The sequence below is a fragment of the Mycobacterium sp. MMS18-G62 genome, from assembly GCF_053877835.1.
Genome location: NZ_CM132662.1, coordinates 1,993,800 through 2,016,792, shown reverse-complemented (window position 1 = coordinate 2,016,792; position 22,993 = coordinate 1,993,800). Strand labels below are relative to the sequence as shown.

General features: G+C 66.2%; 28 protein-coding genes. 14 read left to right on the top strand and 14 right to left on the bottom strand.

The window, feature by feature from the left end; translation table 11 throughout:
• The first annotated feature begins 57 nt into the window (after window positions 1–57).
• On the top strand, window positions 58–693 hold the full coding sequence (locus ACWW36_RS10095; protein WP_456141404.1) for a fatty-acid--CoA ligase: 636 nt from the start codon (window positions 58–60) through the stop codon (window positions 691–693).
• A complete protein-coding gene (locus ACWW36_RS10090; protein ID WP_456141403.1) occupies window positions 693–869 on the top strand; it encodes a (2Fe-2S)-binding protein in 177 nt (58 codons plus the stop codon). The genes ACWW36_RS10095 and ACWW36_RS10090 overlap by 1 nt, the downstream gene beginning before the upstream one ends.
• Here the strand turns inward: ACWW36_RS10090 and ACWW36_RS10085 are convergent.
• The 7 genes from ACWW36_RS10085 to ACWW36_RS10055 all read right to left on the bottom strand — a co-directional run bounded on the left by ACWW36_RS10085 (window position 859) and on the right by ACWW36_RS10055 (window position 7,074).
• Entirely contained in the window at window positions 859–1,344 is a 486-nt protein-coding gene (locus tag ACWW36_RS10085) for a DUF456 domain-containing protein (protein ID WP_456141402.1), read from the bottom strand. The two genes, ACWW36_RS10090 and ACWW36_RS10085, sit on opposite strands and share 11 nt — an antisense overlap.
• Window positions 1,341–2,045, bottom strand: coding sequence for a haloacid dehalogenase type II (locus tag ACWW36_RS10080; protein WP_456141401.1), 705 nt, complete (start codon window positions 2,043–2,045; stop codon window positions 1,341–1,343). Before ACWW36_RS10080 ends, ACWW36_RS10085 begins: the two co-directional genes overlap by 4 nt.
• Window positions 2,045–3,007, bottom strand: a complete 963-nt coding sequence (locus ACWW36_RS10075) for an NADPH:quinone oxidoreductase family protein (RefSeq protein ID WP_456141400.1) — start codon at window positions 3,005–3,007, stop codon at window positions 2,045–2,047. Before ACWW36_RS10075 ends, ACWW36_RS10080 begins: the two co-directional genes overlap by 1 nt.
• 7 nt (window positions 3,008–3,014) lie before the next feature.
• Window positions 3,015–3,878, bottom strand: coding sequence for an SDR family oxidoreductase (locus ACWW36_RS10070; protein ID WP_456141399.1), 864 nt, complete (start codon window positions 3,876–3,878; stop codon window positions 3,015–3,017).
• Window positions 3,879–3,889: 11 nt separating this feature from the next.
• Window positions 3,890–5,299: an aldehyde dehydrogenase family protein gene (locus ACWW36_RS10065; protein ID WP_456141398.1), complete on the bottom strand. Its 1,410-nt coding sequence runs from the start codon at window positions 5,297–5,299 to the stop codon at window positions 3,890–3,892.
• Window positions 5,300–5,385: 86 nt separating this feature from the next.
• Entirely contained in the window at window positions 5,386–6,318 is a 933-nt protein-coding gene (locus tag ACWW36_RS10060; RefSeq protein ID WP_456141397.1) for a class I SAM-dependent methyltransferase, read from the bottom strand.
• 117 nt (window positions 6,319–6,435) lie between these two features.
• Window positions 6,436–7,074, bottom strand: coding sequence for a TetR/AcrR family transcriptional regulator (locus ACWW36_RS10055; protein WP_456141396.1), 639 nt, complete (start codon window positions 7,072–7,074; stop codon window positions 6,436–6,438).
• A 167-nt stretch (window positions 7,075–7,241) separates the two neighbouring features.
• Between ACWW36_RS10055 and ACWW36_RS10050 the strand changes: the two genes are divergently transcribed.
• From ACWW36_RS10050 to ACWW36_RS10035, 4 genes are read left to right on the top strand one after another with little or no spacing between them, the layout of a single operon-like run.
• Entirely contained in the window at window positions 7,242–7,808 is a 567-nt protein-coding gene (locus tag ACWW36_RS10050) for a TetR/AcrR family transcriptional regulator (protein WP_456141395.1), read from the top strand.
• Window positions 7,801–8,325 (top strand): hypothetical protein, encoded by a 525-nt coding sequence (locus tag ACWW36_RS10045; RefSeq protein ID WP_456141394.1) that lies wholly within the window; start codon window positions 7,801–7,803, stop codon window positions 8,323–8,325. Before ACWW36_RS10050 ends, ACWW36_RS10045 begins: the two co-directional genes overlap by 8 nt.
• A 22-nt stretch (window positions 8,326–8,347) precedes the next feature.
• Window positions 8,348–10,462: an FUSC family protein gene (locus ACWW36_RS10040; RefSeq protein WP_456141393.1), complete on the top strand. Its 2,115-nt coding sequence runs from the start codon at window positions 8,348–8,350 to the stop codon at window positions 10,460–10,462.
• On the top strand, window positions 10,459–11,661 hold the full coding sequence (locus tag ACWW36_RS10035) for an NAD(P)/FAD-dependent oxidoreductase (RefSeq protein ID WP_456141392.1): 1,203 nt from the start codon (window positions 10,459–10,461) through the stop codon (window positions 11,659–11,661). Before ACWW36_RS10040 ends, ACWW36_RS10035 begins: the two co-directional genes overlap by 4 nt.
• Here the strand turns inward: ACWW36_RS10035 and ACWW36_RS10030 are convergent.
• A complete protein-coding gene (locus tag ACWW36_RS10030; protein ID WP_456141391.1) occupies window positions 11,658–12,632 on the bottom strand; it encodes a pirin family protein in 975 nt (324 codons plus the stop codon). The two genes, ACWW36_RS10035 and ACWW36_RS10030, sit on opposite strands and share 4 nt — an antisense overlap.
• A 116-nt stretch (window positions 12,633–12,748) precedes the next feature.
• Here ACWW36_RS10030 and ACWW36_RS10025 point away from each other — a divergent pair, with 116 nt between their 5' ends.
• Complete coding sequence (locus tag ACWW36_RS10025) at window positions 12,749–12,937, top strand: hypothetical protein (RefSeq protein ID WP_456141390.1); 189 nt, start codon at window positions 12,749–12,751, stop codon at window positions 12,935–12,937.
• Window positions 12,938–12,941: 4 nt separating this feature from the next.
• Here ACWW36_RS10025 and ACWW36_RS10020 read toward each other — a convergent pair whose 3' ends face one another.
• Window positions 12,942–13,628: a histidine phosphatase family protein gene (locus ACWW36_RS10020; protein WP_456141389.1), complete on the bottom strand. Its 687-nt coding sequence runs from the start codon at window positions 13,626–13,628 to the stop codon at window positions 12,942–12,944.
• Entirely contained in the window at window positions 13,625–14,545 is a 921-nt protein-coding gene (pheA, locus tag ACWW36_RS10015; RefSeq protein WP_456141388.1) for a prephenate dehydratase, read from the bottom strand. Before pheA ends, ACWW36_RS10020 begins: the two co-directional genes overlap by 4 nt.
• 106 nt (window positions 14,546–14,651) lie before the next feature.
• On the opposite strand from pheA, the gene ACWW36_RS10010 reads away from it, so the two are divergent.
• The 3 genes from ACWW36_RS10010 to ACWW36_RS10000 are packed head-to-tail and all read left to right on the top strand — an operon-like array spanning window position 14,652 to window position 17,478.
• Complete coding sequence (locus ACWW36_RS10010; RefSeq protein ID WP_456141387.1) at window positions 14,652–15,440, top strand: DUF2470 domain-containing protein; 789 nt, start codon at window positions 14,652–14,654, stop codon at window positions 15,438–15,440.
• Between the two features lie 27 nt (window positions 15,441–15,467).
• Entirely contained in the window at window positions 15,468–16,235 is a 768-nt protein-coding gene (locus tag ACWW36_RS10005; RefSeq protein ID WP_456141386.1) for a CPBP family intramembrane glutamic endopeptidase, read from the top strand.
• A 31-nt stretch (window positions 16,236–16,266) separates the two neighbouring features.
• On the top strand, window positions 16,267–17,478 hold the full coding sequence (locus ACWW36_RS10000; protein WP_456141385.1) for an LCP family protein: 1,212 nt from the start codon (window positions 16,267–16,269) through the stop codon (window positions 17,476–17,478).
• On the opposite strand, the gene ACWW36_RS09995 is transcribed toward ACWW36_RS10000, so the two are convergent.
• From ACWW36_RS09995 to ACWW36_RS09985, 3 genes are all read right to left on the bottom strand, one after another.
• Window positions 17,475–18,299, bottom strand: coding sequence for a glycerophosphodiester phosphodiesterase (locus tag ACWW36_RS09995; RefSeq protein WP_456141384.1), 825 nt, complete (start codon window positions 18,297–18,299; stop codon window positions 17,475–17,477). The two genes, ACWW36_RS10000 and ACWW36_RS09995, sit on opposite strands and share 4 nt — an antisense overlap.
• A gap of 4 nt (window positions 18,300–18,303) precedes the next feature.
• A complete protein-coding gene (locus ACWW36_RS09990) occupies window positions 18,304–19,353 on the bottom strand; it encodes a DUF4328 domain-containing protein (RefSeq protein WP_456141383.1) in 1,050 nt (349 codons plus the stop codon).
• A 75-nt stretch (window positions 19,354–19,428) separates the two neighbouring features.
• Entirely contained in the window at window positions 19,429–19,779 is a 351-nt protein-coding gene (locus tag ACWW36_RS09985; RefSeq protein ID WP_456141382.1) for a rhodanese-like domain-containing protein, read from the bottom strand.
• A gap of 380 nt (window positions 19,780–20,159) precedes the next feature.
• On the opposite strand from ACWW36_RS09985, the gene ACWW36_RS09980 reads away from it, so the two are divergent.
• The gene (locus ACWW36_RS09980; protein WP_456141381.1) at window positions 20,160–20,318 is read left to right on the top strand and encodes a hypothetical protein; all 159 of its coding nucleotides are present in this window, start codon (window positions 20,160–20,162) and stop codon (window positions 20,316–20,318) included.
• Between the two features lie 73 nt (window positions 20,319–20,391).
• Here ACWW36_RS09980 and sodN read toward each other — a convergent pair whose 3' ends face one another.
• Window positions 20,392–20,814 (bottom strand): superoxide dismutase, Ni, encoded by a 423-nt coding sequence (gene sodN, locus ACWW36_RS09975; RefSeq protein WP_456141380.1) that lies wholly within the window; start codon window positions 20,812–20,814, stop codon window positions 20,392–20,394.
• A 22-nt stretch (window positions 20,815–20,836) separates the two neighbouring features.
• Between sodN and ACWW36_RS09970 the strand changes: the two genes are divergently transcribed.
• The 3 genes from ACWW36_RS09970 to ACWW36_RS09960 all read left to right on the top strand — a co-directional run bounded on the left by ACWW36_RS09970 (window position 20,837) and on the right by ACWW36_RS09960 (window position 22,800).
• On the top strand, window positions 20,837–21,169 hold the full coding sequence (locus ACWW36_RS09970) for a S26 family signal peptidase (RefSeq protein WP_456141379.1): 333 nt from the start codon (window positions 20,837–20,839) through the stop codon (window positions 21,167–21,169).
• Between the two features lie 141 nt (window positions 21,170–21,310).
• Window positions 21,311–21,844, top strand: a complete 534-nt coding sequence (locus tag ACWW36_RS09965) for a peptidase (RefSeq protein ID WP_456141378.1) — start codon at window positions 21,311–21,313, stop codon at window positions 21,842–21,844.
• Window positions 21,845–22,098: 254 nt separating this feature from the next.
• A complete protein-coding gene (locus ACWW36_RS09960) occupies window positions 22,099–22,800 on the top strand; it encodes a TMEM165/GDT1 family protein (protein WP_456141377.1) in 702 nt (233 codons plus the stop codon).
• Window positions 22,801–22,993 lie beyond the last annotated feature (193 nt).

The following is a 22,993-nucleotide window of genomic DNA, read 5'->3' as shown; positions in this document are numbered from 1 at the left end:
ACGCGGGCAAAAACGAAAGTGCTGTTACGCGATAATGCGTAGCCTCGTTCATCGACGATGAATCACGAAACGCACTCGCTTGTGCTGACGACCGACTACCGCGTTCCCGACCCGACGCGGGTATGGCCGCTGCTGCAGCGACGACGCGACGAACTCGCCGCGCTCGGAGCGCACCACGTGTTCGTCTATACGTCGACGACTGACCCCGAACGCGTGTTGGTGACGCTCGCTCTGCATACCCGCGAGCCGGTTGCCGAGCTGTTGAAGTCCCGCGCATTCATCGAATGGTTCGATGCCGTCGGTGTCGAAGACCTGCCCGCGGTGTTCGCGGGTGAACTGATTGAACGGTTCACATTCGACGATGCCGCCGCCGCGCCGCCTGGTGTCGTCATCGCGGCGATCACCGTCGTCGACGATGAGACCGCATTTCGGGCCCACGTGCGCGAGACCCGAGAGCTGTTCCGCAAAGCCGGAATTCGTCGAGTGATGATCTTTGAAGCCTTCGACGATCCCCACGAGGTCATGCTCCTGCAGGAGCTTACCGACGAGGACAGCGCCGCACGGTGGCTGCGCAGGCCCGACATCGCCTCAGAATGGCTCTCCGATGCCGGTGTCGGCGCCTATCCCCCGGTGTTCGTGGGCAGGCTCGCGCACGCGATGCGCATCGACGATGCCGGCGGGGACGACGGCTGATGTATGTCTGCCTGTGCCTCGGTGTCACCAGCGATACGGTCAGGCGGGCGGTGGAAGGCGGCGCGTCGACATCCAAGCAAGTTGCCGACGTGTGCGGTGCGGGGTCGCAGTGTGGCCGGTGCCGTCGCACGGTGCGCGCAATCATCGACTCGTTCGCGCCACAAACTACTGAGTGAGGTAGACGCCGACCACCCATACGACGGTGGCCATCAGCCCACCGGCCAGTTCCACACCGACGGATAGCGCAACACCCTTCAGGGCGTGCACCGTCGACGTCCACGCCACCCGCTGGTCCCGACGGCGCGACAGCTCGGCCAGATAGATGCCCAGCACGAATCCGATGACCAAGCCGAGCACCGGGATGACGAAGAAGCCGATGATGCCGAGCAGGCCGCCGGCCACCAGGCTCCACGTCCCCACCTCGGCCGCCCGCATCCGCCGCGCCGGCCACAAGTACTTGACGAGCGTGGTGGATCCCAACAGCGCCGTCACGACACCGAGCGTTATCCACGCCGTGACGTTGTTTTCGACGACGGCCCACACCGCAATCGCCGCCAACACCAACAGCGTTCCCGGCAGCAGCGGCACCACGACACCGACCAGGCCAACGGCGATCGCTACCGCGACGAGGACGATGCCGCCGGTGCTCATGCCCCCAGCTTCTCGGCAAGGTCGACGAAATCCGTTGCAGTGACGTCGAATTCGCCATCTTCGACCCTAGGCGGCCTGCGACCGGGGCCGTGCTCCAGCGGCCGGGTGACGTACGCCGTCATCAGCCCCGCATCACACGCCGCTCTCAAGTCACCTGGATGGGCGGCGACGAGCATCAGTTCGCCCGGGGCGACGTCGAGCAAATCGGCACACCCGAGATACGCCTGCCGGTCCGGCTTGTAGTGGCGGAACAGCTCGGCGGATATCACGCAGTCCCATGGCAGTCCTGCCCGCTTGGCCATGTTGGTCAGCAGCGAGACATTGCCGTTGGAAAGCGTTGTGATGATGAACTTTTCCTTCAACCGGGTCAGCCCCGCCACAGAGTCCGGCCACGGGTCGAGCCGGTGCCAGGCCCGGTTCAGCTCGTCGACCTCCTCACTGCATATCGACGTGACACCGGCCGCGCCAAGGAGCTCCTCGAGGATCATTCGGTGCAGGTCGTCGATCCGTGTCCACGGAAGGTCGCCGCGACGCACTCGATCCATCGCCGGCGAGTATCCGGCCCGCCAGCTGTCGGCGAACGCCGGCCAATCCTGTTGCAGGCCATGGGCAGCGCCGAACTGCTCGAGCTCGCCGATGATGCTGGAGCGCCAGTCGACGACCGTGCCGAACACGTCGAAGGCCAACGCCCGCACAGTCATTACGGCTCCAGGACCATCTTGCCCTGCACACCACCGTTGGCCAGCGTGTCCAGCGCTTCGGCACCCTTGGCCAACGGAAACCGCAGCGGCGGCGGCGGTCGCAGCCCGGCTTTGACCAATTCGTTGACGCCGAATTCGAACACCGACTGCGCCCCCGGCTTCCGGTTGACGTATTCCCCGTATCCGACGCCGATCACCGCGACGTTGCGCAGCAGCAGCCGGTTCACCTTGACCGTCGGAATCCCGCCCGCGGCGAATCCGATCACCAGCAGCCGGCCTTCGACGGCCAGCGCGCGAATCGCATCGTCGAACGCCTCGCCGCCGATCGGATCGACCACGAGGTCGACGCCCTGCCCGCCGGTGTGTTCCTTGACCGCGTCGAGCCAACCGTCGGTGAGCGGCAGCACGACGTCCGCACCCAGTGACTGGACGAAATCCGCGGCGTGCGGCCGGTGCACCATCGCAATGACCTTGGCCCCCAACGCCTTAGCGATCTGCACGGCCGCTGTTCCGACCCCGCCAGCCGATCCCAGCACCAGGACCGTCTCACCTGCCCGCAGGGCGCCGCGTTTGGCGAGAGCGAAGTACATCGTCTGGTAGTTGCCGAGCAGCGCGACCGCCTCGGCGTCATCGATGTCATCAGGCGTGGGCTTGAGACTTGCCGGCGGCACCGCCACTTGTTCCGCCCATCCGCCGAGCATGGACAGCGCCGTCACCCGTTGGCCCGGTTTGAATTCCGACTCATAGGGCGCAGCACGTACCACGCCGGCGACCTCCATGCCGGGGATGAACGGTGGCTCGAGCCGCAGCTGATACTCGCCGCGCAGGAGCAACAGGTCGGGAAAGCTCACCCCGGCCGCGCCGACGTCGATGACGACCAGATCCTCGCCGCCAACATCGTCGACGTCCGTGTATGCCAGCCCTGACGGCCCCGAAAGCTCCTGCGCGACAAGCGCTTTCATTTACGACTCAGCCGAGGCTGAAGGTTGCTCGCTGAGCGGCCGACAGGTCGTCGATCTCTGCCCACTTGGCCGCGACGTCGTCGACGGTCGGCACGTGGTCGAACGTCACGCCCTCGTTCTGGAACAGGGCGGTGCGCTGCACCTTGCCTCCGCCGACGATGAACACCGACGCCGTATCCGGGACTTCCTCACTCATGAGGTAGCCCACCACCGGCGCCACGTACTCGGGCGTCAGCTTCTCGAAGACCTCGGGCGGCAGGATGTCCTGCGTCATCCGCGTCGCGGCGATCGGCGCGAGGGCGTTGGCCTTGATGTTGTACTTCGCGCCCTCCTGGGCCAGCGTGTTGATCAGGCCGACCAGCCCGAGCTTGGCGGCGCCGTAGTTGGCCTGGCCGAAGTTCCCGAACAGGCCGCTGGTGGAGGTGGCCACGACGACGCGCCCGTAGCTCTGCTCGCGGAAGTGCGGCCACGCCGCGCGAATCACGTTGTAGCCGCCGTAAAGGTGCACCTTCAGCACCGAGTCCCAGTTGGCGAACTCCATCTTGTGGAAGGTGCCGTCGCGCAGGATGCCCGCGTTGGAAACCACGCCGTCGACCTTGCCGAACTCATCGAGAGCGGTCTTGATGATGTTCTGCGCACCCTCGGGCTCGGCGACGCTGTCGTAGTTGGCCGCCGCCCGGCCACCGGCCTGCTTGATTTCGTCGACCACCTGATCGGCCATCGAATGTCCGGCGCCGGTGCCGTCACGTGAACCGCCGAGGTCGTTGACGACGACGCTGGCGCCCTCCTTGGCGAGCGTCAACGCATACTCACGCCCCAGTCCGCCTCCGGCCCCGGTGACGACGATGACGCGATCCTGCACTCCTGGCATGTGGTTCCTTTCTAGAAGAGCCGTCTAGCGAGCTTCCAAGCCTTCTCTGTATACGGGGGATAGATGAAGGCGCCGAGGTCGGGTCGGGTTGGCTTGGTCATCACCGACTTGCGGTGGCTGAACTGCTCGAAGCCGAACTTGCCGTGGTAGGCACCCATACCCGACGGCCCGACGCCGCCGAACGGCAGCTTGTTGGTGGAGAACTGGAACAGCAGATGATTGATCACCATGCCGCCCGCCGACACCTCTTTGATCACCCGTTCGCGAATGCTCTTGGTCTTGGTGAACAGGTAAGCCGCCAGCGGCTTGGGACGCGAGTTGACGAAACCGATTGCGTCGTCAATGGATTGCACGGTCATCACCGGCAGGATCGGACCGAAGATCTCGTCGGTCATCAACGGCTCGGCGGGGTCGGGATCGACGACGACGGTGGGCTGGATGGACATCTTCGACGCGTCCGACCCGCCGCCGATGACCACGTCACCCTTGGTTGCCGCAAGGGAGGCGGTCAGGCGGTCGAAGTGCCGCTCGTTGACGATCCGCTTGCCGTCGGGATTCTGCGACTCGAACGTCGTCACGGCCTCTTTGATCTTGTCGACGAGCTCGTCGCGGATCTTGGCGTCGGCCAGCACGTAGTCCGGTGCGATGCAGATCTGGCCGGAGTTGATCAGCTTTGTCCAGGCGATCCGCTTGGCCGCGACGTCGAGGTCCGCGTCCGCGGACACGATCACCGGGCTCTTGCCGCCGAGCTCAAGGGTCACCGGGGTCAGGTGCGGTGCGGCGCCTTCGTAGACCTTCCGGCCGATCTCGGTGCCACCCGTAAAACAAATGTGGTCGAAGCCCTGCGCGATGAGCTCCTGGCTCACTGAGCCGTCACCCTCGACGACGGCGATGGCGTCGTTGTCGAGGTAGCGCGGCACCAGCTCGGCCATCAGCGCCGACGAGGCCGGACAGACCTCCGAGGGCTTGAGGACCACGGTGTTGCCCGCGGCGATGGCACCAACAGCCGGCCCGAGCGTCAGCACGAAGGGGAAGTTCCACGCACCGATGACCAGCACCGTGCCGTAGGGCTCGTACTCGACCCAGCCCCGACCGGGCAGCTGTGACATCTCCAGCAAGCGGTACTTGCGGCGCATCCACTTGCGGACGTTCTTAGCGGCGTCCTTGGCCTCGCCCGCGGTGCTGGCGATGTCGGCCAGCCACGCCTCGAACGGCGTGCGGCCAAGATCGGTGTTGAGCGCATCAGCGATGGCGGCCTCGTTGTCGAGCATCAGTTTTTCCAGCGCCTGCAGCTGCCCCTTGCGCCAGTCGACACTCTTGGTGCGGCCGGTGGCGAAGGTTTCCCGCAGCCGTCGAACGACGTCGGGGATGTCGGTTTCGGGGGCTTTGACTGTTTCAGGCGCGACGGATTCGGTGGTCATGGTGGGTGTCCTTCCTGACCCGAGGAATAACCGATCCTAACCAACCGGTTGGCTCGCCCAGAAGGCCCAAACAGAACCCGCCGCTGCTAGTTCTTCTCCGCCGTGACGAAGGTCGAGAACGCGTCGCCGTCGGTCTGCGCAAGCTCGACGGATCGGCCAAGGCGATGCATCTCTTCACGCGAGGAGGTCGCCGTCGACGCCCAGCCGTGTTCGGCAAGCCAAACGGCGACATCGGCGCGGTCGGGATCGCTGTAGATGAGCTCCTGCACATCGAGCGTGCTCTCCATGCCGAACTGCGCTGCGATGCGCTCGAACCGCTCGCGCATCTGCGCGCGTCGATCGTCGGCCTGCACACCCATGGTCTCCGCAGCGATGCGGCTGCCTGGCGCGCTCAGCGCGGTGATGTGCTCGAAGAGCCGGTCCTGTGCTTCCGCGGGCAGATACATCAGCAGGCCTTCGGCCAGCCAGGCCGTCGGCGCGCTTGCGTCAAAACCGGCCTGCCGCAAGGCGTTCGGCCAGTCGAAGCGCAGATCCATCGGCACCTCGCGACGCACCGCCGTCGGCGCCACACCATGCTCGTCCAAGGTGGCCGATTTGTACTCCAGCACCTGGGGCTGGTCGATCTCGTAGACCGTGGTGCCCGCCGGCCATTGCAGACGGTAAGCGCGCGAGTCCAGGCCGGAAGCGAGGATGACGATCTGGCGGATGCCCGCCGCGACGGCGTCGGTGAAGAACGCGTCGAAGAAGTGGGTGCGCACCGCTTGATAGGCGCCCATGTGCTCGAAGACCGCGGCGGCCTCGGCATCGGCGTCGGCGACCTTTGCGACGAACGCGTCGTCGAGCATGAACTCCCACGCGCCGGTGCCCGCACCCGCCACCAGCACCTTGGCGTACGGGTCACGGATCAGCGGGTCGGGCCGGTCGGTCTCGGCGGCACGGGCCGCGGCGACCATGACCGCCGTGGATCCCACGCTCGTGGAGATGTCCCAGGTGTCGTCGTCGGTACGCAACGAGCTCATCGAAGCTCTCCATCCAGCCGCGGGCGCAGCACAGTCGAATCGAACATTTCGTTCGCAATGCTATCTAAAAAGTTAGCGTAGCTACACGAAGTGTGTGCTATTTAACGCTCGCGGGTGCTATTCGTGCAGCTGCCAGAGCTTGTTGGCCATCAACAGCTCGAATTTGTGCACCACCGCGCCGAGGTCGTCGTGATCTCCGACGAACCCTGCATAGAAGCCCATCCCCCACATCACCGCCACCAGCATCTCGACGAGATGGTTGACGTCGGTATCGGTGGTGAGCTCGCGTCGCTCGATTGCGTCCTTGACCGCCCACGTGACGAAATCACGCGAGTTCTTCAATGAGTCGTGCTCGCCGTTGTTGAGCTCCGGGTGGCGCTGCGACTCCAGCACCGACGTGACGAGAAAGGCTGCCGCAGAACGGTCTTCGGAGTCGGCCTGCATCGCTGCGGTGAAGTACGCCGACAGCCGGCCGATCAAGGTGGTCTCGCCCTCGGCCCGATTCTTGCCCGCGCTAACTACCAACGCATTGGTTTGCTCCACGACCTCGGCCCACAACACTCGCTTGCTGGCGAAGTAGTGGTTGATCGCAGGCCTGGTCAGGTCGGCGCGGATCGCGATCGCCTGAAAGGTGGCAGCGTCGTATCCGAGTTCGCTGAATACCTCGCGGGCGGCTTGTACGATGCGCTCGCGCGTTTCGGCGGCCTTCGCTGCAGGGGGACGCCCGGGTCCACGACTCGCCGTATGTTGCGGCACGGTCAAATTGTGCCACAGCTCACTGGAGGGTCAGGGAGGCGGGCACCCGATGCGACGTCGGCATGTCGTTTCAGCAAACAACTACGACCCGTGCGGACAAGATTCCGACGGCCGGCTTCGCGACACTGGGCACAGTCGTCGACGAAGTCGAACTAGGGTGCAAACCCATGGCGGGCGTCGTTTCGCGTGAGCTGTACTTCGAGACCGGCCTCGACGTGCTGTCGGACCTGGGCTATGGCGGGCTGAAGCTTGCCGAGGTGTGTAACCGCCTCGGCGTCACCACCGGCTCCTTCTATCACTACTTCTCCGGCTGGCCCGCCTACACCTCCGAACTCATCACGCACTGGATGCAGGCCAGGACCGTGCAGGTGATCGAAGCAGTGCGCGCCGAGCCGGATCCGCGCCGCCGCATCGACACGCTGATCCAGGTCGGGTTGACGCTGCCGCACGGCGCGGAGGCCGCGATCCGGGTGTGGAGCTCGCTGGATCCGCAGGTGTATGGGATTCAGGCCGCGGTCGATCAACAGCGCTTCGACATCATGTATGAATCGGCCTACGAGATCTTGGAGAACAAGAGGCAGGCCGAACTGTTCGCGGCCTGGGGCGTCTACCTGCTGGTCGGCTTCGAGCAGGCCACCCTTGAGCGCGACACCGCTGCACTCGAATGGATCGCCGGACAGCTGCTCGACGCTCTCGACTCCGGCCGATTCGCTTCGGTGCCCGCCGGTGACTAGTGCGGCACGCGATACCGAACACGACCCCGTCCCGGTCGAACACGTCGTCTCACTGCTACGCGAACGGCTTTACGGAGCGATCTCGTGTTTGGCCACCCTCGCCGTACTAGTGCGCTATACCTCCGAGGACACCAGCGCGTGGGCACGCGTGCTTGACGTCGCGGTGGCCACCGGCGGCTTGTGGGCCGCGAGCCTGCTGGCCGACTGGATCGCCCATCTCGGCGTGTACGGCCGGGCACCGCAGGGCCGGGCCGCGGCCCGGATGCTGCAGTCGTCCGGCCAGATCTTGGAGGCCGCGTTCCTTCCGCTGGCGGTCCTTGCCGTAGCCGGGGTCGGGCTGTTGCGCACTTACACGGCGATGTGGATTGCGATGTGGATCGTGGTCGGCGAGCTCGGCGTCATCGCACTGCTCGCCGTGCGCCGAACCCATCTACGGTGGTGGCAGCAGGCGATCACGGTCGCCGGCCTGGTCGGCGTCGGCGTCCTCGTCGTGGGCATCAAGATCATTGCGCATTGACTTGACCGGCTTATGGCGCCGGGTGGCGAACCGGGTCCAGCAACGCGACCCCGAACACGACGCCCTGCGCAGGGCCACCCGCGCCGCCATCGTGCTGCCGATCGCGGCGGCGGTGAGCTTCGCGGTCGGAGAAGGCTCGCAGACGCCACTGTTCACGATCTTCGGCTCGGTGGCGCTGCTGATCCTGGTCGACTTCCCCGGGAACCGTCCGGCGCGCGCCCTGGCGTACTGCGGCCTCGGGATCAACGGCGCGATCCTCATCACGGCCGGAACCCTGGTGGCGCCCTATCCGTGGGTGAGCGTCGTGGCGATGTTCGTGCTCGGCGTCGCGGTCACCTTCGCCGGAGTGCTGAGTGAAATCATCGCTGCCGGCCAGCGGGCCACACTGCTGCTGTTCGTTCTGCCCGCGTGCACGCCGCCTGGCCCGATACCCGAGCGACTGCTGGGCTGGGCCATCGCATTGGCGTTGTGTGTTCCCGCCGCGTTGTTCCTACTGCCGCCCCGCCATCACGACGAGCTGCGCCAGCACGCGGCCGCGGTGTGCCGCGCCCTGGCGGACAGCCTCGACGGCGTCTCGACGCCCAAAGACGTGACACGAGCGATGAACGCCTTGTGGGACAACTACATTGGCGCCGACTACCGACCCGTCGCGCTCACCGCCGGAAGCCGCGCCCTGGTTCGCGTCGTCGATGACCTTGGCTTCTTGTCCGACCGGATCGCCGAGGACACCAGCCGACTGCTCCGCGATATGTTGCCGCCGATCATCCGGGTGCTCAGGGATTCGGCGGCTGTTCTGGTCAGTCCCAACGCCACGCAACGCGCGGCCAGTGCCGCGGATTTGACTGACGCGCTGGCCGAGTTGCGCGTCGTCGCGCAGGGCCGCTATCGCGAGGACATCGTCGAGATCCTCAACGAAGGCGACGACGACGCCGCGGTCGCGGTCGGTCGCAGACTCCTGGGCAGGCGCACCTTCTCCGCCACTGTCGGGGTGACGGGCCGCCTCATCCGCAACGCCGCGGCCGCCGACGCGCGTCCCGTCTGGGCTCGTGTGCTCGGTCGTCGCCTGCCGGAAACCGGCACCGCCGACTGGGTCATGCCCGAGACCGTGGCCGTCGCCGCGATCACCAAGGGCTTCCTCGCCACCAAGGCGGTGGTGCTGCGCAACAGCCTTCGCACCGGTCTGGGCCTGGCGGTCGCCGTCGCCGTCACGCATCTGTTTCCGGTCCAGCACGGATTCTGGGTGGTGCTTGCGGCGATGTCGGTGCTGCGGAGCAGCGCGCTGACGACCGGCACACGGGTGCTGCGGGCCGTGACGGGCACGGTGATCGGATTCGTGTTGGGTGTCGTCGTCATCGAGGTGGTCGGTGTGGATCGCGCCGTCATGTGGATGTTGCTTCCGGTGGTCGCGTTCGGTTCCGCGTTCGTTCCCGAGGTCGCCTCGTTCATCGCGGGCCAGGCGGCGTTCACGATGATGGTGCTGATCAACTTCAACCTGATCGTGCCGACGGGTTGGCGGGTCGGCCTGATCCGGGTGGAGGACGTGCTCGTCGGCGCGCTGGTCGGGGTGATCGTGTCGGTGCTGCTGTGGCCGCGCGGTGCCACGGCGTTGGTGTCAACGGCCATCGCCAACGCCCGAAGCGTCGGGGCAGCGTTCTTGAAAGCCGCCGTCCGACGGGTGACGCGTGGCGCCTCAGAAGAGGCGACAGACCGCGTCATCGCATTGAGCCACGATGCACTGGAGGCTTCGCGCACGGTGGATGACGCTGTGCGCCAGTATCTTTCGGAAAGCGGCGGCAATACCGACTTCAGGGCGCCGGTGATCACGGCCGCCAACCGTGCGATCCGGCTGCGGGCGGCCGCGGAACTGATCACCGACGTCGTCCCGCCGCCCCTCGGCGTCTACGCCAAGACGCGCGAAGTGCTCGAGGCGCATGCCGATGCGGTGTGTGAACGTCTCGGGGGTGTCGACCCGGCTGTCCCTCTGCCACCGATCAGTGACGACTTCGTACTCAGCCTGCGCGCCGAGGCGACCGGAGACGCGATGTCGATCTCGGCCGCGCTGCCGCTGGTCACCGTCGCGGCCAACATCGGCGAACTGGAGCTGCTCTATCCGCGGACAGTAGCGTCAGCCGGATGAGCGAAGTCGTCGTGCTCGGTGCGGGTTTCGCCGGATTATGGACGGCGCTCGGAGCCGCGCGGCGCCTCGATGAGCTCGACGTAGCGCATGGCGATATGCACGTCACGGTGATCAGCGCGCAGCCCTTTCACGACATTCGGGTCCGAAACTACGAGGCCGATCTGACGCGGTGCCGGATACCCCTGCGAGACGTGCTCGACCCGGCGGGAGTTCGGCATGTAACCGCCGACGTGACCGCGATCGATCCCGCGTCGCGCACGGTGAAGACGTCTGCAGGCACGCATATCTACGACCGTTTGGTGGTGGCGCTGGGCAGCCAAGTGGTCAGACCTGATATTCCGGGTCTGCGTGAATTCGGGTTCGACGTCGACACATACGACGGGGCAACGGCGTTGCAGCGGCATCTGGAGACGCTGGCCGCCGGCCCCCAGACTCCGGCTGCAAACACGGCCGTCGTGGTGGGCGCGGGCCTGACGGGCATCGAGACCGCCTGCGAACTTCCGACCCGGCTGGCGGCGCTGTTCCCGGACGTCCCCGCCCGCGTCGTACTCGCCGACCACAACCCGCACGTCGGCTCGGACATGGGGCCGTCGGCACGGCCGGTCATCGAGGCAGCGCTGACGGCCAACGGGGTGCAGACCCGACTCGGCGTCAGCATCACCGCGGTTGACAAGGATGGGGCGACACTGTCGACCGGCGAAAAGCTCGACGCGTCGACCGTGGTGTGGTGTGCGGGCATGCGGGCCAACCCGCTCACCGCGGACCTGGGCGTCGAACGTGACCGGCTCGGCCGCGTCCCCGTCGACGACTATCTGCGGGTCGAGGGCGTGCAGGACGTGTTCGCCGCAGGAGATGTCGCGGCGGCGAGGATGGACGACACGCACCTGTCGGTGATGTCGTGTCAGCACGGCAGGCCGATGGGCCGGTTCGCCGGATACAACGTCATCAGTGACCTGCTAGGCGAGCCGATGCTGCCGCTGCGAATCCCTTGGTATGTCACGGTTTTGGACCTCGGACCCGCCGGCGCGGTCTACACCGAAGGCTGGGACCGTCAAGTGGTCGCAAGCGGCGCCGAAGCCAAGGCCACCAAGCTCACAATCAACTGTCAGCGAATCTACCCGCCGCTCAACGGAAATCGCGACGAGATTCTGGCCGCCGCCGCACCCGCACTGCAGTCGCGGCCGAGCGCGGCGGGCTAGCCGATCGGCCGGTGTGGCATCAGCGCATTGGGCGGGATGGCGCCGAACTTGCCTGCATTGAAATCGTCGAGCGCCTGGATCAGTTCGGATTTCGTGTTCATCACGAACGGCCCGTAGTGGACGACCGGCTCACGGATCGGCTTGCCGCCCAGCACCAGCACCTCGAGCGCGGGCCGGTTCGAGTCCTGGTTCGGGTCGGCACCAATGCGGATCCGATCGCCGGGGCCGAGCACGGCGAGCTGTCCCTGATGAATCGGATGGTCGACGGGTCCGACGGTCCCGCGACCGGACAGCACGTACACGAGCGCGTTGAAGTCGCGGTTCCACGGCATGTTCAACCGGGCTCCTGGCTCAATAGTCGTATGCGCCAAAGTAATTGGTGTGTAGGTGGCGCCAGGCCCGCGTTGGCCGTCGAGCTCGCCGGCAATGACGCGGACCAGCGCCCCGCCGTCGTCCGACGACAGCAGTGTGACCTGGTTGCCCTCGATAGCCTGGTATTTCGGCGCCGCGAACTTGTCCTTGCGGGGCAGGTTCACCCACAGCTGGATGCCGTGAAACAGTCCTCCGCTGTCCACCAGTTCGGCTGGCGGCGTCTCGATGTGCAGGATGCCCGACCCAGCCGTCATCCATTGGGTGGCGCCATCGGTGATCAGTCCTCCGCCGCCATGTGAATCCTGGTGGGCGAAGCGGCCGTCGATCATGTACGTCACGGTCTCGAACCCGCGGTGCGGATGCCAGTCGGTGCCTTTCGGCTCGCCCGGTCGATACTCGACTTCGCCCATCTGGTCCATGTGGACGAACGGATCGAGGTCGGCGGTGCTGACTCCGGCGAATGCGCGGACGACGGGGAATCCTTCTCCTTCGTAGCCGCGCGGGCCACTGGTGATCGACCGGACCGGCCGTTCGGTGTCAGCGGGCGCAGGCAACGCGATCCTGGGAAGGGTGAGCGTATCGGCGGTTATGGCTGGCATCGGTACCTCCTAAGCATCTACCGATATAACCGGACTACAGTCCGAATATTCCCCAGTCGTTCCTCTCCCAGGCGCGGCAACCACGCTTCGTCGCCGTGCGGTGCTATGAACGGGCCATGAGCAGTGAATGCCGCGAGTGCCTGGCGGGGCTGGAGCACTGCCACGGCACCGTCATTCACCACACTCGATTTCGCTCGGAGTGCACCGAGGACGGCTGCGTCACTCCCGAGGTGGTGCACGCGTTTGTGATCGATTGCGACGCGATCGGCTGCACGTGCGGCGACGCCATAGCCATCGCTATTTGAGAGCTCAGCCCATCGGGTCGGCGGACTGCAGCGCATCTTCCACCGGGTGGACGTCGGGCTCCGGATAGAACGGCGGCGTGTGCGTCCCCCACTGCACACAGCTCCACCGGCCGTCGGTGATCGGCGCCAGCACAACGGTCTCGGCGTTGGCCAGGTGGTGGTCGAGCGCGAAGCTGCCGTCGACGCCCGCCAGCACCGCCGACACCAGCCTGATAGCCGCGCCATGGCTGACCACCACGATGTCGTCATGCCACTCGTGGTCGTCGAGGTAACGCATGCGCAATTGGGTCAGCACCGGCACGTAGCGCTCGAGAACTGCGTCGCCGCTCTCTCCGCCGGGCATCGCCACCCCGAGATCGCCCTCGTGCCAACGCTGGTAGACCGTCTCGAACTCGGCGATCGCGTCGTCGTCGTTGCGATCCTCGAGATCGCCGACCTGAACTTCGTGAATGCCGTCGAATTCGTGGGCATTCAGCCCCAATTCGTCGCCGATCTCGGCGGCGGTCTGGGCGGCGCGCACCGCGACCGAGTGAACGAGCATCGCCGGGCGGTACAGCAGTTCCCGCGCGAATGCGCGGGCCTGGCCGCGGCCGAGATCGGTCAGCTCCGCGCCCGGGGGCCGCGTGTCGAGCCGGCGTTCGACGTTGCCGTGTGTTTGTCCGTGCCGGACCAGCACCAGCCGTCCGCTCACGGCGTTCCCTTCCTCAGCCCGTCCAGCCACCGCGACGCTTCGTCAAGAGGCGGCGGTGTTGCACCGGCCGCCGATCCGGTTGGCCACGACCCCAGATATCTCACATCCATACAACGACGATGCAGCGCCTTGAGTGCCTCGGCAACGGCGTCGTCGTCGATATGCCCGACGCAATCCAGGAAGAACACATAGGTGCCCAATTCGGTTCTGGTGGGGCGGGATTCGATGCGGGTGAGGTCGATGTCGCGGATGGCGAATTCGGTCAAGGCCGACACCAGCGCGCCGGGTACGTTGTCCAGGCGCAACACCACCGATGTGCGGTCGGCGCCCGAGCGTTGCGGCGGCGGCCCGGGCACTCCGACCAACACGAAGCGGGTGCGCGCGTTGAGTTCGTCGACGACGTCGCTCGCGAGCACCGTCAGACCGGTGCGTTCGGCGGCCAGCGCGGTGGTCACCCCCGCGTCGGCACGGCCGTCGGCCACGTCGTGCGCGGCCGCCGCGTTGGAGTTGGCCGGCACTAGTTGCGCCTTCGGGAGATGGTCCGCCAACCAGTTGCGCACCTGCGCGGCCGCGACGGGGAAAGCCGCCACGGTTTCGACGTCCTCGGCCGAGGTGCCCGGTGAAACGGCGATCGTGAACGACACGTCGAGGGTCAACTCGCCGAAGATCTGCAGTGGCGTGCCGTTGGCGAGGGTGTCCAGTGTCGGCACCACCGATCCCTCGATGGAGTTCTCGATCGGCACGCAGGCGTAATCCGCGTCATCAGACCGGATCGCGGCGAGTGCGGACTGCGTGCTATCCGCGGAGATCGGGGTGATCGTCGCCGGTCCGCCTGGAATCACGCCGTTGGCCGACATCTTGAGCATGGCCGCCTCGGTGAACGTCCCTTCCGGTCCGAGGTAGGCGATGCGGGGCACATTTCAACCCTATCCGGTGTCGGCGCCGCGCCCCGGTACGTGAAAGCCTTGCGCTTCGATGCACGCGAAGTTAACTTAGGCTAACCTAATTAGAAGGAGCGGCGCGATGATGACAGCGGCACCGACGACGGCCGAACGAATCCGCAGTGCATGCGTGCGGGCGTCGGGGGCGATGCTCGCCGTCGAGGGTGTCGAACCGATCGCGACGCCAGTGCATCACCTGCTCGACGACGGTTCGTTCGCGATCACCGTCCCGGTCGACGAAGGGCTTGCCGACGTCGTCGGCGACGAAGGGTGTGCCGGCATACAGGCGGTGCTCGAGATGACCGACTACGCGCCAGTGCCCGTCCGCGAACCCGTGCGCTCGCTGGTGTGGATCCGCGGTCGCCTGCACACCGTCCCCGTCGACGACGTCGCTCCCCTGCTCGACCTGATCGCCGATGAAGATCCCAATCCTGCTCTGCTACAAGTCAATTCGGGTCCCGCACAGTCTGACCAAGACGTCCGCTACACGCTGATGCGCCTAGAGATCGAGTCGGTGGTGGTCGCTGATTCCACCGGCGCCGAGTCCGTCGCGGTGGGCACACTGCTGGGAGCGCAGCCGGATCCGTTCTGCGCGATGGAATCGTGCTGGCTGCAGCATCTGGACTCCGCGCACCGCGAAGTGGTCGACCGGCTCGCGTCGCGTCTGCCCGCGGCGCTTCGCCGCGGTCGAGTCTGCCCGCTGGGCCTGGATCGCTACGGTGTCCGGCTGCGCGTGGAAAACGAAGAAGGCGACCACGACGTGCGGCTGCCGTTCGCAAAACCGGTCGACGACGTGACCGGTCTGAGCCAGGCGATCCGCGTGCTGATGGGCTGCCCGTTCCTCAACGGACTGCGCGCGCGCCGCCTGTAGAACACATCGCCCGCTACCGTATCTCCGGTGACCGTGGCGCCCGACGAGCTGACTGTTGCGCAGCGGCGCGGGCTACGGATCGAGGTCTTCGTCGTCCTCGCTGTCACGTTCGGGCTGTCGGCCTACACCGCCCTGCTGAACCTGGCCGAGGCGATAATTCTCGGCCTGGCCGGGCAGAAGATAGCGCTGAACCCGCGGCGTTCACCGATCGACCTGATCGACATGGGCCTGAACCTCGCCGGAGTGTTTCAGCTGCTGGCGTGGGGGTCGCTTGGCTTATATCTGCTGTGGCGCAGTGGCTTTGGCCCGAGCCAGATAGGACTGGGCCGGCTGCGCTGGCGCTCCGACGTGCTCGGCGGCATCGGTCTGGCGGCCCTGATCGGGCTGCCCGGCCTCGGGCTGTATGTGGCCGCCCGGCTGTTGGGGCTGAGCGTGTCCGTGGTGCCCACGGAACTCAACGACACCTGGTGGCGCATCCCCGTGCTGCTCGCCGTGGCGTTCGCCAACGGTTGGGCCGAAGAGGTCGTCGTCGTCGCGTTCCTGATCACCCGGCTGCGCCAGTTGAATGTCAACCCGGTGGCCGCGGTGCTCGCGTCGAGCATCCTGCGCGGTGTTTACCACCTGTATCAGGGCTACGGGGCGGGCCTCGGCAACATCGCGATGGGATTGGTTTTTGGCTATGTCTGGCTGCGCACCCGCAGGCTGTGGCCGCTGATCATCGCTCACGGTCTGATCGACGCGGTGGCGTTCGTCGGTTACGTACTGGCGGCCGAGCACCTGAGCTGGCTGCCGTAATCGCGGCCGTTGGCCACGTAGATTCTCAATCGTGGACGATCATCGGCCGCGCGGCCAAAGGCCCGATCCCAGGGCGCGCCAAGAGCCGTCGCAGGTGATCCGTCGCGACCCGAACTACCGGCAGCCGCCTGCGTGGCCGCCGAACCCGCCGACACCTCCGCCACCGCCGCCGCCCCGCCGGCCACCGCCTCCACCGCGTCGGCCCCCGACACCACCTCCACGCCGGCCCGCTCCCGCGGCGGGGCACCCGCCTCCGCCCCCGCCACCGAAAAAGCCTCGCCGCAAACGGCATTGGGGCCGCATCGTGCTCGCCTTGCTGTTGGTGTTCGTCGTCGCCGTCGTCGGCATCGGGTTCTGGATGGACTCGTCGCTGCATCGCATCCCGGCGCTGGCCGACTATCCCGAGCGTCCGGCCGAGGGCAAGGGCACCACGTGGCTTCTCGTCGGCTCGGACAGCCGTCAGAACCTGACGCCCGAACAACAGGCGGAGCTTGCGACCGGCGGAGACATCGGCACCGGCCGCACCGACACGATCCTGCTGGTTCATGTCCCGGCCATCGGTTCGAGCACGCCGACCACGATGGTGTCGCTCCCGCGTGACTCCTACGTCTCGATCCCTGGCTACGGCCAGGACAAGATCAACGCCGCGTTCTCGTTCGGCGGGGCGCCGCTGCTGGCGCAGACCGTCGAACAGGCCACCGGGATCCGGCTCGACCACTACGCGGAAATCGGCTTCGACGGCTTCGCCGTCATGGTCGACGCGGTCGGCGGAGTGACCATGTGCCCCACCGAACCCATCAGCGATCCGCTCGCCGGGATCGATCTGCCCGCCGGCTGCCAGAAGCTCGACGGCCGCAATGCGCTCGGCTATGTGCGGACCCGCGCCACCCCACGCGCCGACCTGGACAGGATGGTCAATCAGCGGAACTTCATGTCGGCCCTGCTGCATCGCACCGCCAGTCCCGCCGTAGTGCTCAACCCGCTGCGCTGGTACCCGATGGCGCATGCGGCCACCGGTGCCCTGGCCGTCGATCAGGGTGCTCACATCTGGGATCTGGCCCGGCTGGCGTGGGCGCTGCGGGGCGACATTTTGACCACCACCGTGCCGATCGGCGAGTTCACCGGCAGCGACTCCGGCTCGGTCGTGGTGTGGAACAGCGACGCAGCGGGACAGTTGTTCGCCGCACTGGCGTCCGACTCGCCTATCCCGCCGGACGTCCTCGACGCCGCCCAGCCCGGCTAGTCGCGCCCGGCTCCCGTCAGCCCGTTTTGCAGCCACGCCTTGGTGCGGCCCGGGTGGTTCGTCGCCACCCAGGCGACGCCGATGTCACGGCAATAGTGGACGTCCTCGTAGTGATCGACCGTCCAGCAGTACAACGCCCGCCCCTGAGCGGCGGCCCGGTCCACCAATTCGGGGTGCTCGCGCAGCGTCGCGATCGACGGCCCGACGGCGGTTGCGCCGACGGTGGTGGCGGCGCTGCCGCCCAGATAGCGCGACGTCTCGCCGAGGAGCACCGTCGGCAGCAGCGGCGCCGCACGCCGGATCCGCCACACCGCGGCCGCGGAGAACGACATCACGACGGCACGGGACAGGTCAGCCGACGCCGGAGCCGCGATGCCGTACCGGTGCAGCAGGGCAAGCACCTTGCTTTCCACCAGCGCGCCGTATCGGACGGGATGCTTTGTCTCGATGAAGATCTTGACGGGCCGGTTCCAGTCCAGGACCAAACCGACGAGATCGTCCAGCGTCAAAAGTCCGGTGTCGCCCTGACTCCCGTCGGCGCGCCAACTGGGATGCCATGAGCCGAAATCCAATTCGCGCAATTGGGCCAGGGTCAGCTCGCTGACCAGGCCGGTGCCGCTCGACGTTCGGTCGACTCGGCGATCGTGCACGCACACCAGATGTCCGTCGCGGGTCAGCCGCACATCGCATTCGACTCCGTCGGCGCCCTGGCTCAGCGCCAGCTCATAGGCGGCCAGGGTGTGTTCCGGACGTTCAGCCGATGCGCCCCGGTGGGCCACCACGAATGGGTGACCGCCGAGCGCGCCGTCACCCGAGTCCATACGGCTATGCTGCCGGGTTCTGCCCTTCGGACTCAACCGCAGAGGCGGGTTCCGGTTCGGCGGCATGCGGTTTTTCCGCGGGCGTGGCGTTCTTGTCGGCGACGATTACCCAGCGCTTTGCGGCCCGTTCGACGGGCTGACGCTCGAATCCGAGAAACACCTTCGTGGCCAGAACCAGCGCGGCCAGCCCCAGCAGGTACGCCACGATCGTGGTCACGGTGTTGTCGGCGATGCCCTGGGGATCAGTGGTGAAGCTCGTGGCGATCGACCACCCCGACACCGCCGTGCTGGTTATCCATACCAGCCACCATTGCACGATCGGGCGGTTCAGCCATTTCAGCCGATCCTCGATCCTGGCCAGTTCGATCACGAAGACAGGTGCCCAAACCAGGTTCACCAACGGCAATAAACATCCCAAGCGAAGCGCCCACGTCGGGCGTGGCTCGGCGCGCCCGTGGCCAGCGAAAGCCGCGGCACGCCTGGCGATCAGCCAGTTCGTCAGTACCACCGCGCTGGCCACGACCGTGAACACCGCGAGCACGCTGACCGCAACGCCCAGCCACGTCGCTATGCCGGCCACCCACGGGTTCAGCAGCACGCTTCGGTTCACGATGAGCAACGCGTAGCGCAGGACGTGTACCAGCGCCGCCATGCCGAGCACCGCCATGGTCGTGATCAGTGTCGTGCGCACCATCGCCGACGACGGCCCGGTTCGCGGACCGGCCTGCGGCTGCACGTCGGTGTCGAAATGGTCGATCAACCCCCAGCGCGGGATCACGGCATAGCGCGGGGTGGGCCCAAGGGGCCGGCGCCGCATGCGGGGCGGCGGCGCCATGCCCGGTCGCACGGCGATCCAGCGGTAGCCGGGCGGCAGCCGCGGCGGAGTTGTCTGGGTGCTTGGATTCAGCGCCGACGCCGATGGCCGCGCGCTCCATTCGGTACCGGCGATCGGAGCCGACGGCGGCAGCAGTGTGCCGTTGCAGCGCGGACACCACACCCGGCGCCGATCTCGCACGTTCCATCGCGTTCCGCACGCGGAACACACCTGAATCATTTCGCTCCTTGCGTGCGCACCATCATTTCGCTCCTCGCGTGCGCAGGATCATCCGACCAGCCTAGCGACGATTGTTCAGACGACGCCCGCGTCGCCGCTGTCTGTGACCACAGGGCGGCCCGCGCCGGCCCAGGCCTGCATGCCTCCGGCGACGTTGAGTGGCCGGTAGCCGTGGCCGGCCAGATACTGCGCGACCCGTTGTGATCGTCCGCCGACGTGACACACCACGAACAGCGTGGCGGTCGGATCGAGTTCGGAAATGCGGGCCGGAATTTGACCCATCGGGATGTGCCGCGCGCCCGGTGCATGACCGCGCTGCCACTCGTCGTCCTCACGCACATCGAGTAGCACGACCGACTCGTCGAACTCCGACGGCACATCGGCGATCTGTGCTTGGGCAACTACTAGTTCGTCCACGGACTCCATGCTGACACGGCGGCACTGGCAGTTCATCGGTCGGCGGTGCCCGAGACGCCTCGCTCAGGAGGTGTCAGCAATGCCGCGCTATCCACAGTTTCCACAGGTTCATCCACAGGCCGCCATCGGCCAGAACCCCGCTTGAGCCGCTAAGTCTGTGTAGTTGCTGAAATTGACTGTGCATAACCTTGGGCCGCTGCGGCTACCTAATCAACAGGCCGCGCGCAATCGAGCGAAATGAGTTGATGGGCTAACTGTCCGGCTTCTGCACAGCCGATGCCGACTCCGATTTCCACGCGGCAAGCCGACGGGCTATGATCACCGTCACACGAGAGCTTGTGATAGATCTCACTGGGGGAGGTCACGATCTTGCAGGTCAGGAGCGTTTGATGGCGTCGCATCCAATGGGGCCGGGGTCCGCTTTGCCGCCTTCTGAATGGCACACCTCCGCGCATGCCTATACGCGCGGACAACTCATGGCTTGCCTGCGAGCAGGTGCGATTGCGCTCGTCCTGCTGGGCATCCTCGCCCTGATCGTCTGGTTCTGAACAAGCTTCTCAATACACACGAAAGAGCCGCCGGAGTCTGATCCGGCGGCTCTTGTGTTTGGACGTTGAGTTGTCAGGCGGGTGGGTAGACGCCCATCTGCTTGCCTTTGTCGGTCTGCCAGAAGATGTCACCGATCTCATCGATCGTCTTCAGCAGCTTCTCGGCGACGGCGACGTCGAGCGACTTCTTGACGTCACCCGCTCCGTGCACGCCGTCCCAGAACAACTGGTGCAGATTGGGGAACTGCTCGAAGTGGTCCTTGGTGAAGAAGTCGGCCCACAGCACCATCAGGTGATGCTTGACCTCTTCGGCGCGCTGCTCCTTGATGAGGATCGCGCGAGCCTTGAAATGGTCGTCGTCGGAGTCGTGGTACTTCTGAAGAGTCTTCAGGCACGACAGCGCTTCGATCTTGGCCTGGGCGGGGTCGTAGACGCCGCAGTACAAGTCGCAGTGAGCATGGGCAGGGGTGGCGTTCGCGAAGAGTCTTTGCAGCATGGCCCTAACTTACCCTTTGGCTGTGGGCCGCAACCATCCCCGGCGAGGCTGGCCGCTACGCCGGTTCGCCGTCGTCGAGGACTCGATGCGGCCCTCGCTTCACCCAGGTGACGGGCTACTCGCGATACGCGTCGGTGCCCCTCGGCGCGGGCAATTGCGTGTCTTTCCCGATCCGACAAAGCCGTCGCGGTGGCTCGTCAAACGCGTCGGCGATGTGCGCGGTACCGGTCGCAGCGCGAGTTTCGAGGCCCACTCGGACAACCCGCAGGCGCCTGGTGTTGTCGACTCGCGGCAGTTCGGCTGGGTGCCTGCAACCGGTTCGTATCGCGTGATCTGGACTGTGCGGAGTCGATGATCAACACGCGTCTTGTTGAGTTAACTCGCTGTTAGCACTCGTGTCGTCTTGCGTGCCAGGCCAGACCTACCGCATTCTGAGCGAATCGACCCACAGGCGTGTCGGGGGAAGTAAACCGAACACCGATGGCGCGGAGGCGAGATGGAGATGGGGTCCGGTCGGGCGATCGAGATCGCCCCGTTTCATTCGCGTGGATCGCTCAAGGGTTTCGTGGTGTCCGGCCGGTGGCCGGATTCGACCAAGGAATGGGCGCAGCTGTTGATGGTCGCCGTTCGCGTAGCGTCGTTGCCGGGATTACTGTCCACCACAACGATTTTCGGTGTGCGTGAAGAGTTGCCTGACGATCCGGAGCCCGGCACTGTCGGGCTGGTAGTCGCCGAAGGCACCGTGGTCGGTGAATCTGCCGTTCCGCCAGGCTATTTCGCGGATCATCAGCCCCCGGCTCTTCTGATGCTGCATCCACCGTCGGAGACCATGCCGTCACTGCCGGAGTGCACCGGAGCCGCATCGGGCTGCGTGCTGCTGCCCGGTCTGCCGCATCTGGGACTGGAACACCGGGCCGCATGGGTGGAGGCAGAATCGGACGGCACGGTGACCTCCATGGTGAGCCGGGTCGGTGTCGACCCCATCAGCCATCCCGATACCGCGATCTTGGCCATGCTGCTTGCGGCATAAGGGTTTTCGAAGCATTTGATTCGCCACCGGAAACGGTGGATTCGGGCACCCGAACTTACCCGCCGAGTGGCGTCCGCATTCACCGGTCGCTATCGTCGGTGATGTCAGCGAAGGGGAGTAGCCCCCAATCGTCGTGTCGACATACTGGCGTAGAGCCCGGCCGGCGAACCGCACTGCGGTGGGCGAGACCTTCGACCGAAGCCTGACGGACCGCGAACTTCTGGCCCGTCGGCGACGCGTCGAAAGGTCGTCGAATGCTCACCGCAGTCCTCGTCAGTCTCTCGGTGGTCTTTGTCGCTGAGTTGGGCGACAAATCTCAGCTGATGACGATGACCTACGCGCTGCGCCATCGGTGGTGGGTGGTGCTCTGCGGCGTCGGTATCGCCTCGTTCATGGTGCACGGCCTTTCGGTGACCATCGGCCACTTCGTCGGCCTGACGCTGCCGCAGAGGCCCATCGCATTCATCGCGGCGATCGCCTTCCTGCTGTTCGCGGTGTGGACGTGGCGCGACGGCCACAAAGGCGAAGACGACGAGGTGCGATCTGTCGCCGAGCCGCGGCACGTGCTGCTGGCCGTCATCTCCTCGTTCGTGCTCGCAGAGCTTGGCGACAAGACGATGCTCGCCACCGTCGCGCTGGCCAGCGAGCACAACTGGGCCGGGGTGTGGATCGGAGCCACCGCGGGCATGGTGCTGGCCGACGGCGTCGCTATCGCAGTGGGCGCGGTAATGCACAAGCGGCTGCCCGAACGCTTTCTTCACTACCTCGCCAGTGTGCTGTTTCTGGTCTTCGGTTTGTGGTTGCTCATCGACGGCGCTCTCGGGCTGAAGTGGGTGGCAGTAGCGGTCATCGCATCGGTCGCTGCCGTATTCGCCTTCACCGTCGCCGTCCGGCTCATCGCCAGGCGCCGCGGACATCAACGCGCGCTGGTCCCGCTCGAATCGTCGTCGGAGTGATCCACACCACTAGCTGGCTACTGTCGGTCGAACGACTGACCTGGCTCACGCAGTCGCCGCGCTAACCTCCGCTACGTGCTGAGGAGCACCCTAAGGGGGCTTACGGCACCCCCTCTGACCTGCCAACTAGCAAACGCTGGATTCCGCCTGTTGATCCGTGATCTGCGTTGCCCATGGTGAACATCGCGATTCC

Bases quoted from the DNA above. Each gene is read 5' to 3' on its own strand.
- ACWW36_RS10095 (WP_456141404.1), top strand. From the start codon at position 58: ATGAATCACGAAACGCACTCGCTTGTGCTGACGACCGACTACCGCGTT.
- ACWW36_RS10090 (WP_456141403.1), top strand. From the start codon at position 693: ATGTATGTCTGCCTGTGCCTCGGTGTCACCAGCGATACGGTCAGGCGG.
- ACWW36_RS10085 (WP_456141402.1), bottom strand. From the start codon at position 1,344: ATGAGCACCGGCGGCATCGTCCTCGTCGCGGTAGCGATCGCCGTTGGC.
- ACWW36_RS10080 (WP_456141401.1), bottom strand. From the start codon at position 2,045: ATGACTGTGCGGGCGTTGGCCTTCGACGTGTTCGGCACGGTCGTCGAC.
- ACWW36_RS10075 (WP_456141400.1), bottom strand. From the start codon at position 3,007: ATGAAAGCGCTTGTCGCGCAGGAGCTTTCGGGGCCGTCAGGGCTGGCA.
- ACWW36_RS10070 (WP_456141399.1), bottom strand. From the start codon at position 3,878: ATGCCAGGAGTGCAGGATCGCGTCATCGTCGTCACCGGGGCCGGAGGC.
- ACWW36_RS10065 (WP_456141398.1), bottom strand. From the start codon at position 5,299: ATGACCACCGAATCCGTCGCGCCTGAAACAGTCAAAGCCCCCGAAACC.
- ACWW36_RS10060 (WP_456141397.1), bottom strand. From the start codon at position 6,318: ATGAGCTCGTTGCGTACCGACGACGACACCTGGGACATCTCCACGAGC.
- ACWW36_RS10050 (WP_456141395.1), top strand. From the start codon at position 7,242: ATGGCGGGCGTCGTTTCGCGTGAGCTGTACTTCGAGACCGGCCTCGAC.
- ACWW36_RS10035 (WP_456141392.1), top strand. From the start codon at position 10,459: ATGAGCGAAGTCGTCGTGCTCGGTGCGGGTTTCGCCGGATTATGGACG.
- ACWW36_RS10030 (WP_456141391.1), bottom strand. From the start codon at position 12,632: ATGCCAGCCATAACCGCCGATACGCTCACCCTTCCCAGGATCGCGTTG.
- ACWW36_RS10025 (WP_456141390.1), top strand. From the start codon at position 12,749: ATGAGCAGTGAATGCCGCGAGTGCCTGGCGGGGCTGGAGCACTGCCAC.
- ACWW36_RS10010 (WP_456141387.1), top strand. From the start codon at position 14,652: ATGATGACAGCGGCACCGACGACGGCCGAACGAATCCGCAGTGCATGC.
- ACWW36_RS09995 (WP_456141384.1), bottom strand. From the start codon at position 18,299: ATGGACTCGGGTGACGGCGCGCTCGGCGGTCACCCATTCGTGGTGGCC.
- ACWW36_RS09990 (WP_456141383.1), bottom strand. From the start codon at position 19,353: ATGATTCAGGTGTGTTCCGCGTGCGGAACGCGATGGAACGTGCGAGAT.
- ACWW36_RS09985 (WP_456141382.1), bottom strand. From the start codon at position 19,779: ATGGAGTCCGTGGACGAACTAGTAGTTGCCCAAGCACAGATCGCCGAT.
- ACWW36_RS09980 (WP_456141381.1), top strand. From the start codon at position 20,160: ATGGCGTCGCATCCAATGGGGCCGGGGTCCGCTTTGCCGCCTTCTGAA.
- sodN (WP_456141380.1), bottom strand. From the start codon at position 20,814: ATGCTGCAAAGACTCTTCGCGAACGCCACCCCTGCCCATGCTCACTGC.
- ACWW36_RS09965 (WP_456141378.1), top strand. From the start codon at position 21,311: ATGGAGATGGGGTCCGGTCGGGCGATCGAGATCGCCCCGTTTCATTCG.
- ACWW36_RS09960 (WP_456141377.1), top strand. From the start codon at position 22,099: ATGCTCACCGCAGTCCTCGTCAGTCTCTCGGTGGTCTTTGTCGCTGAG.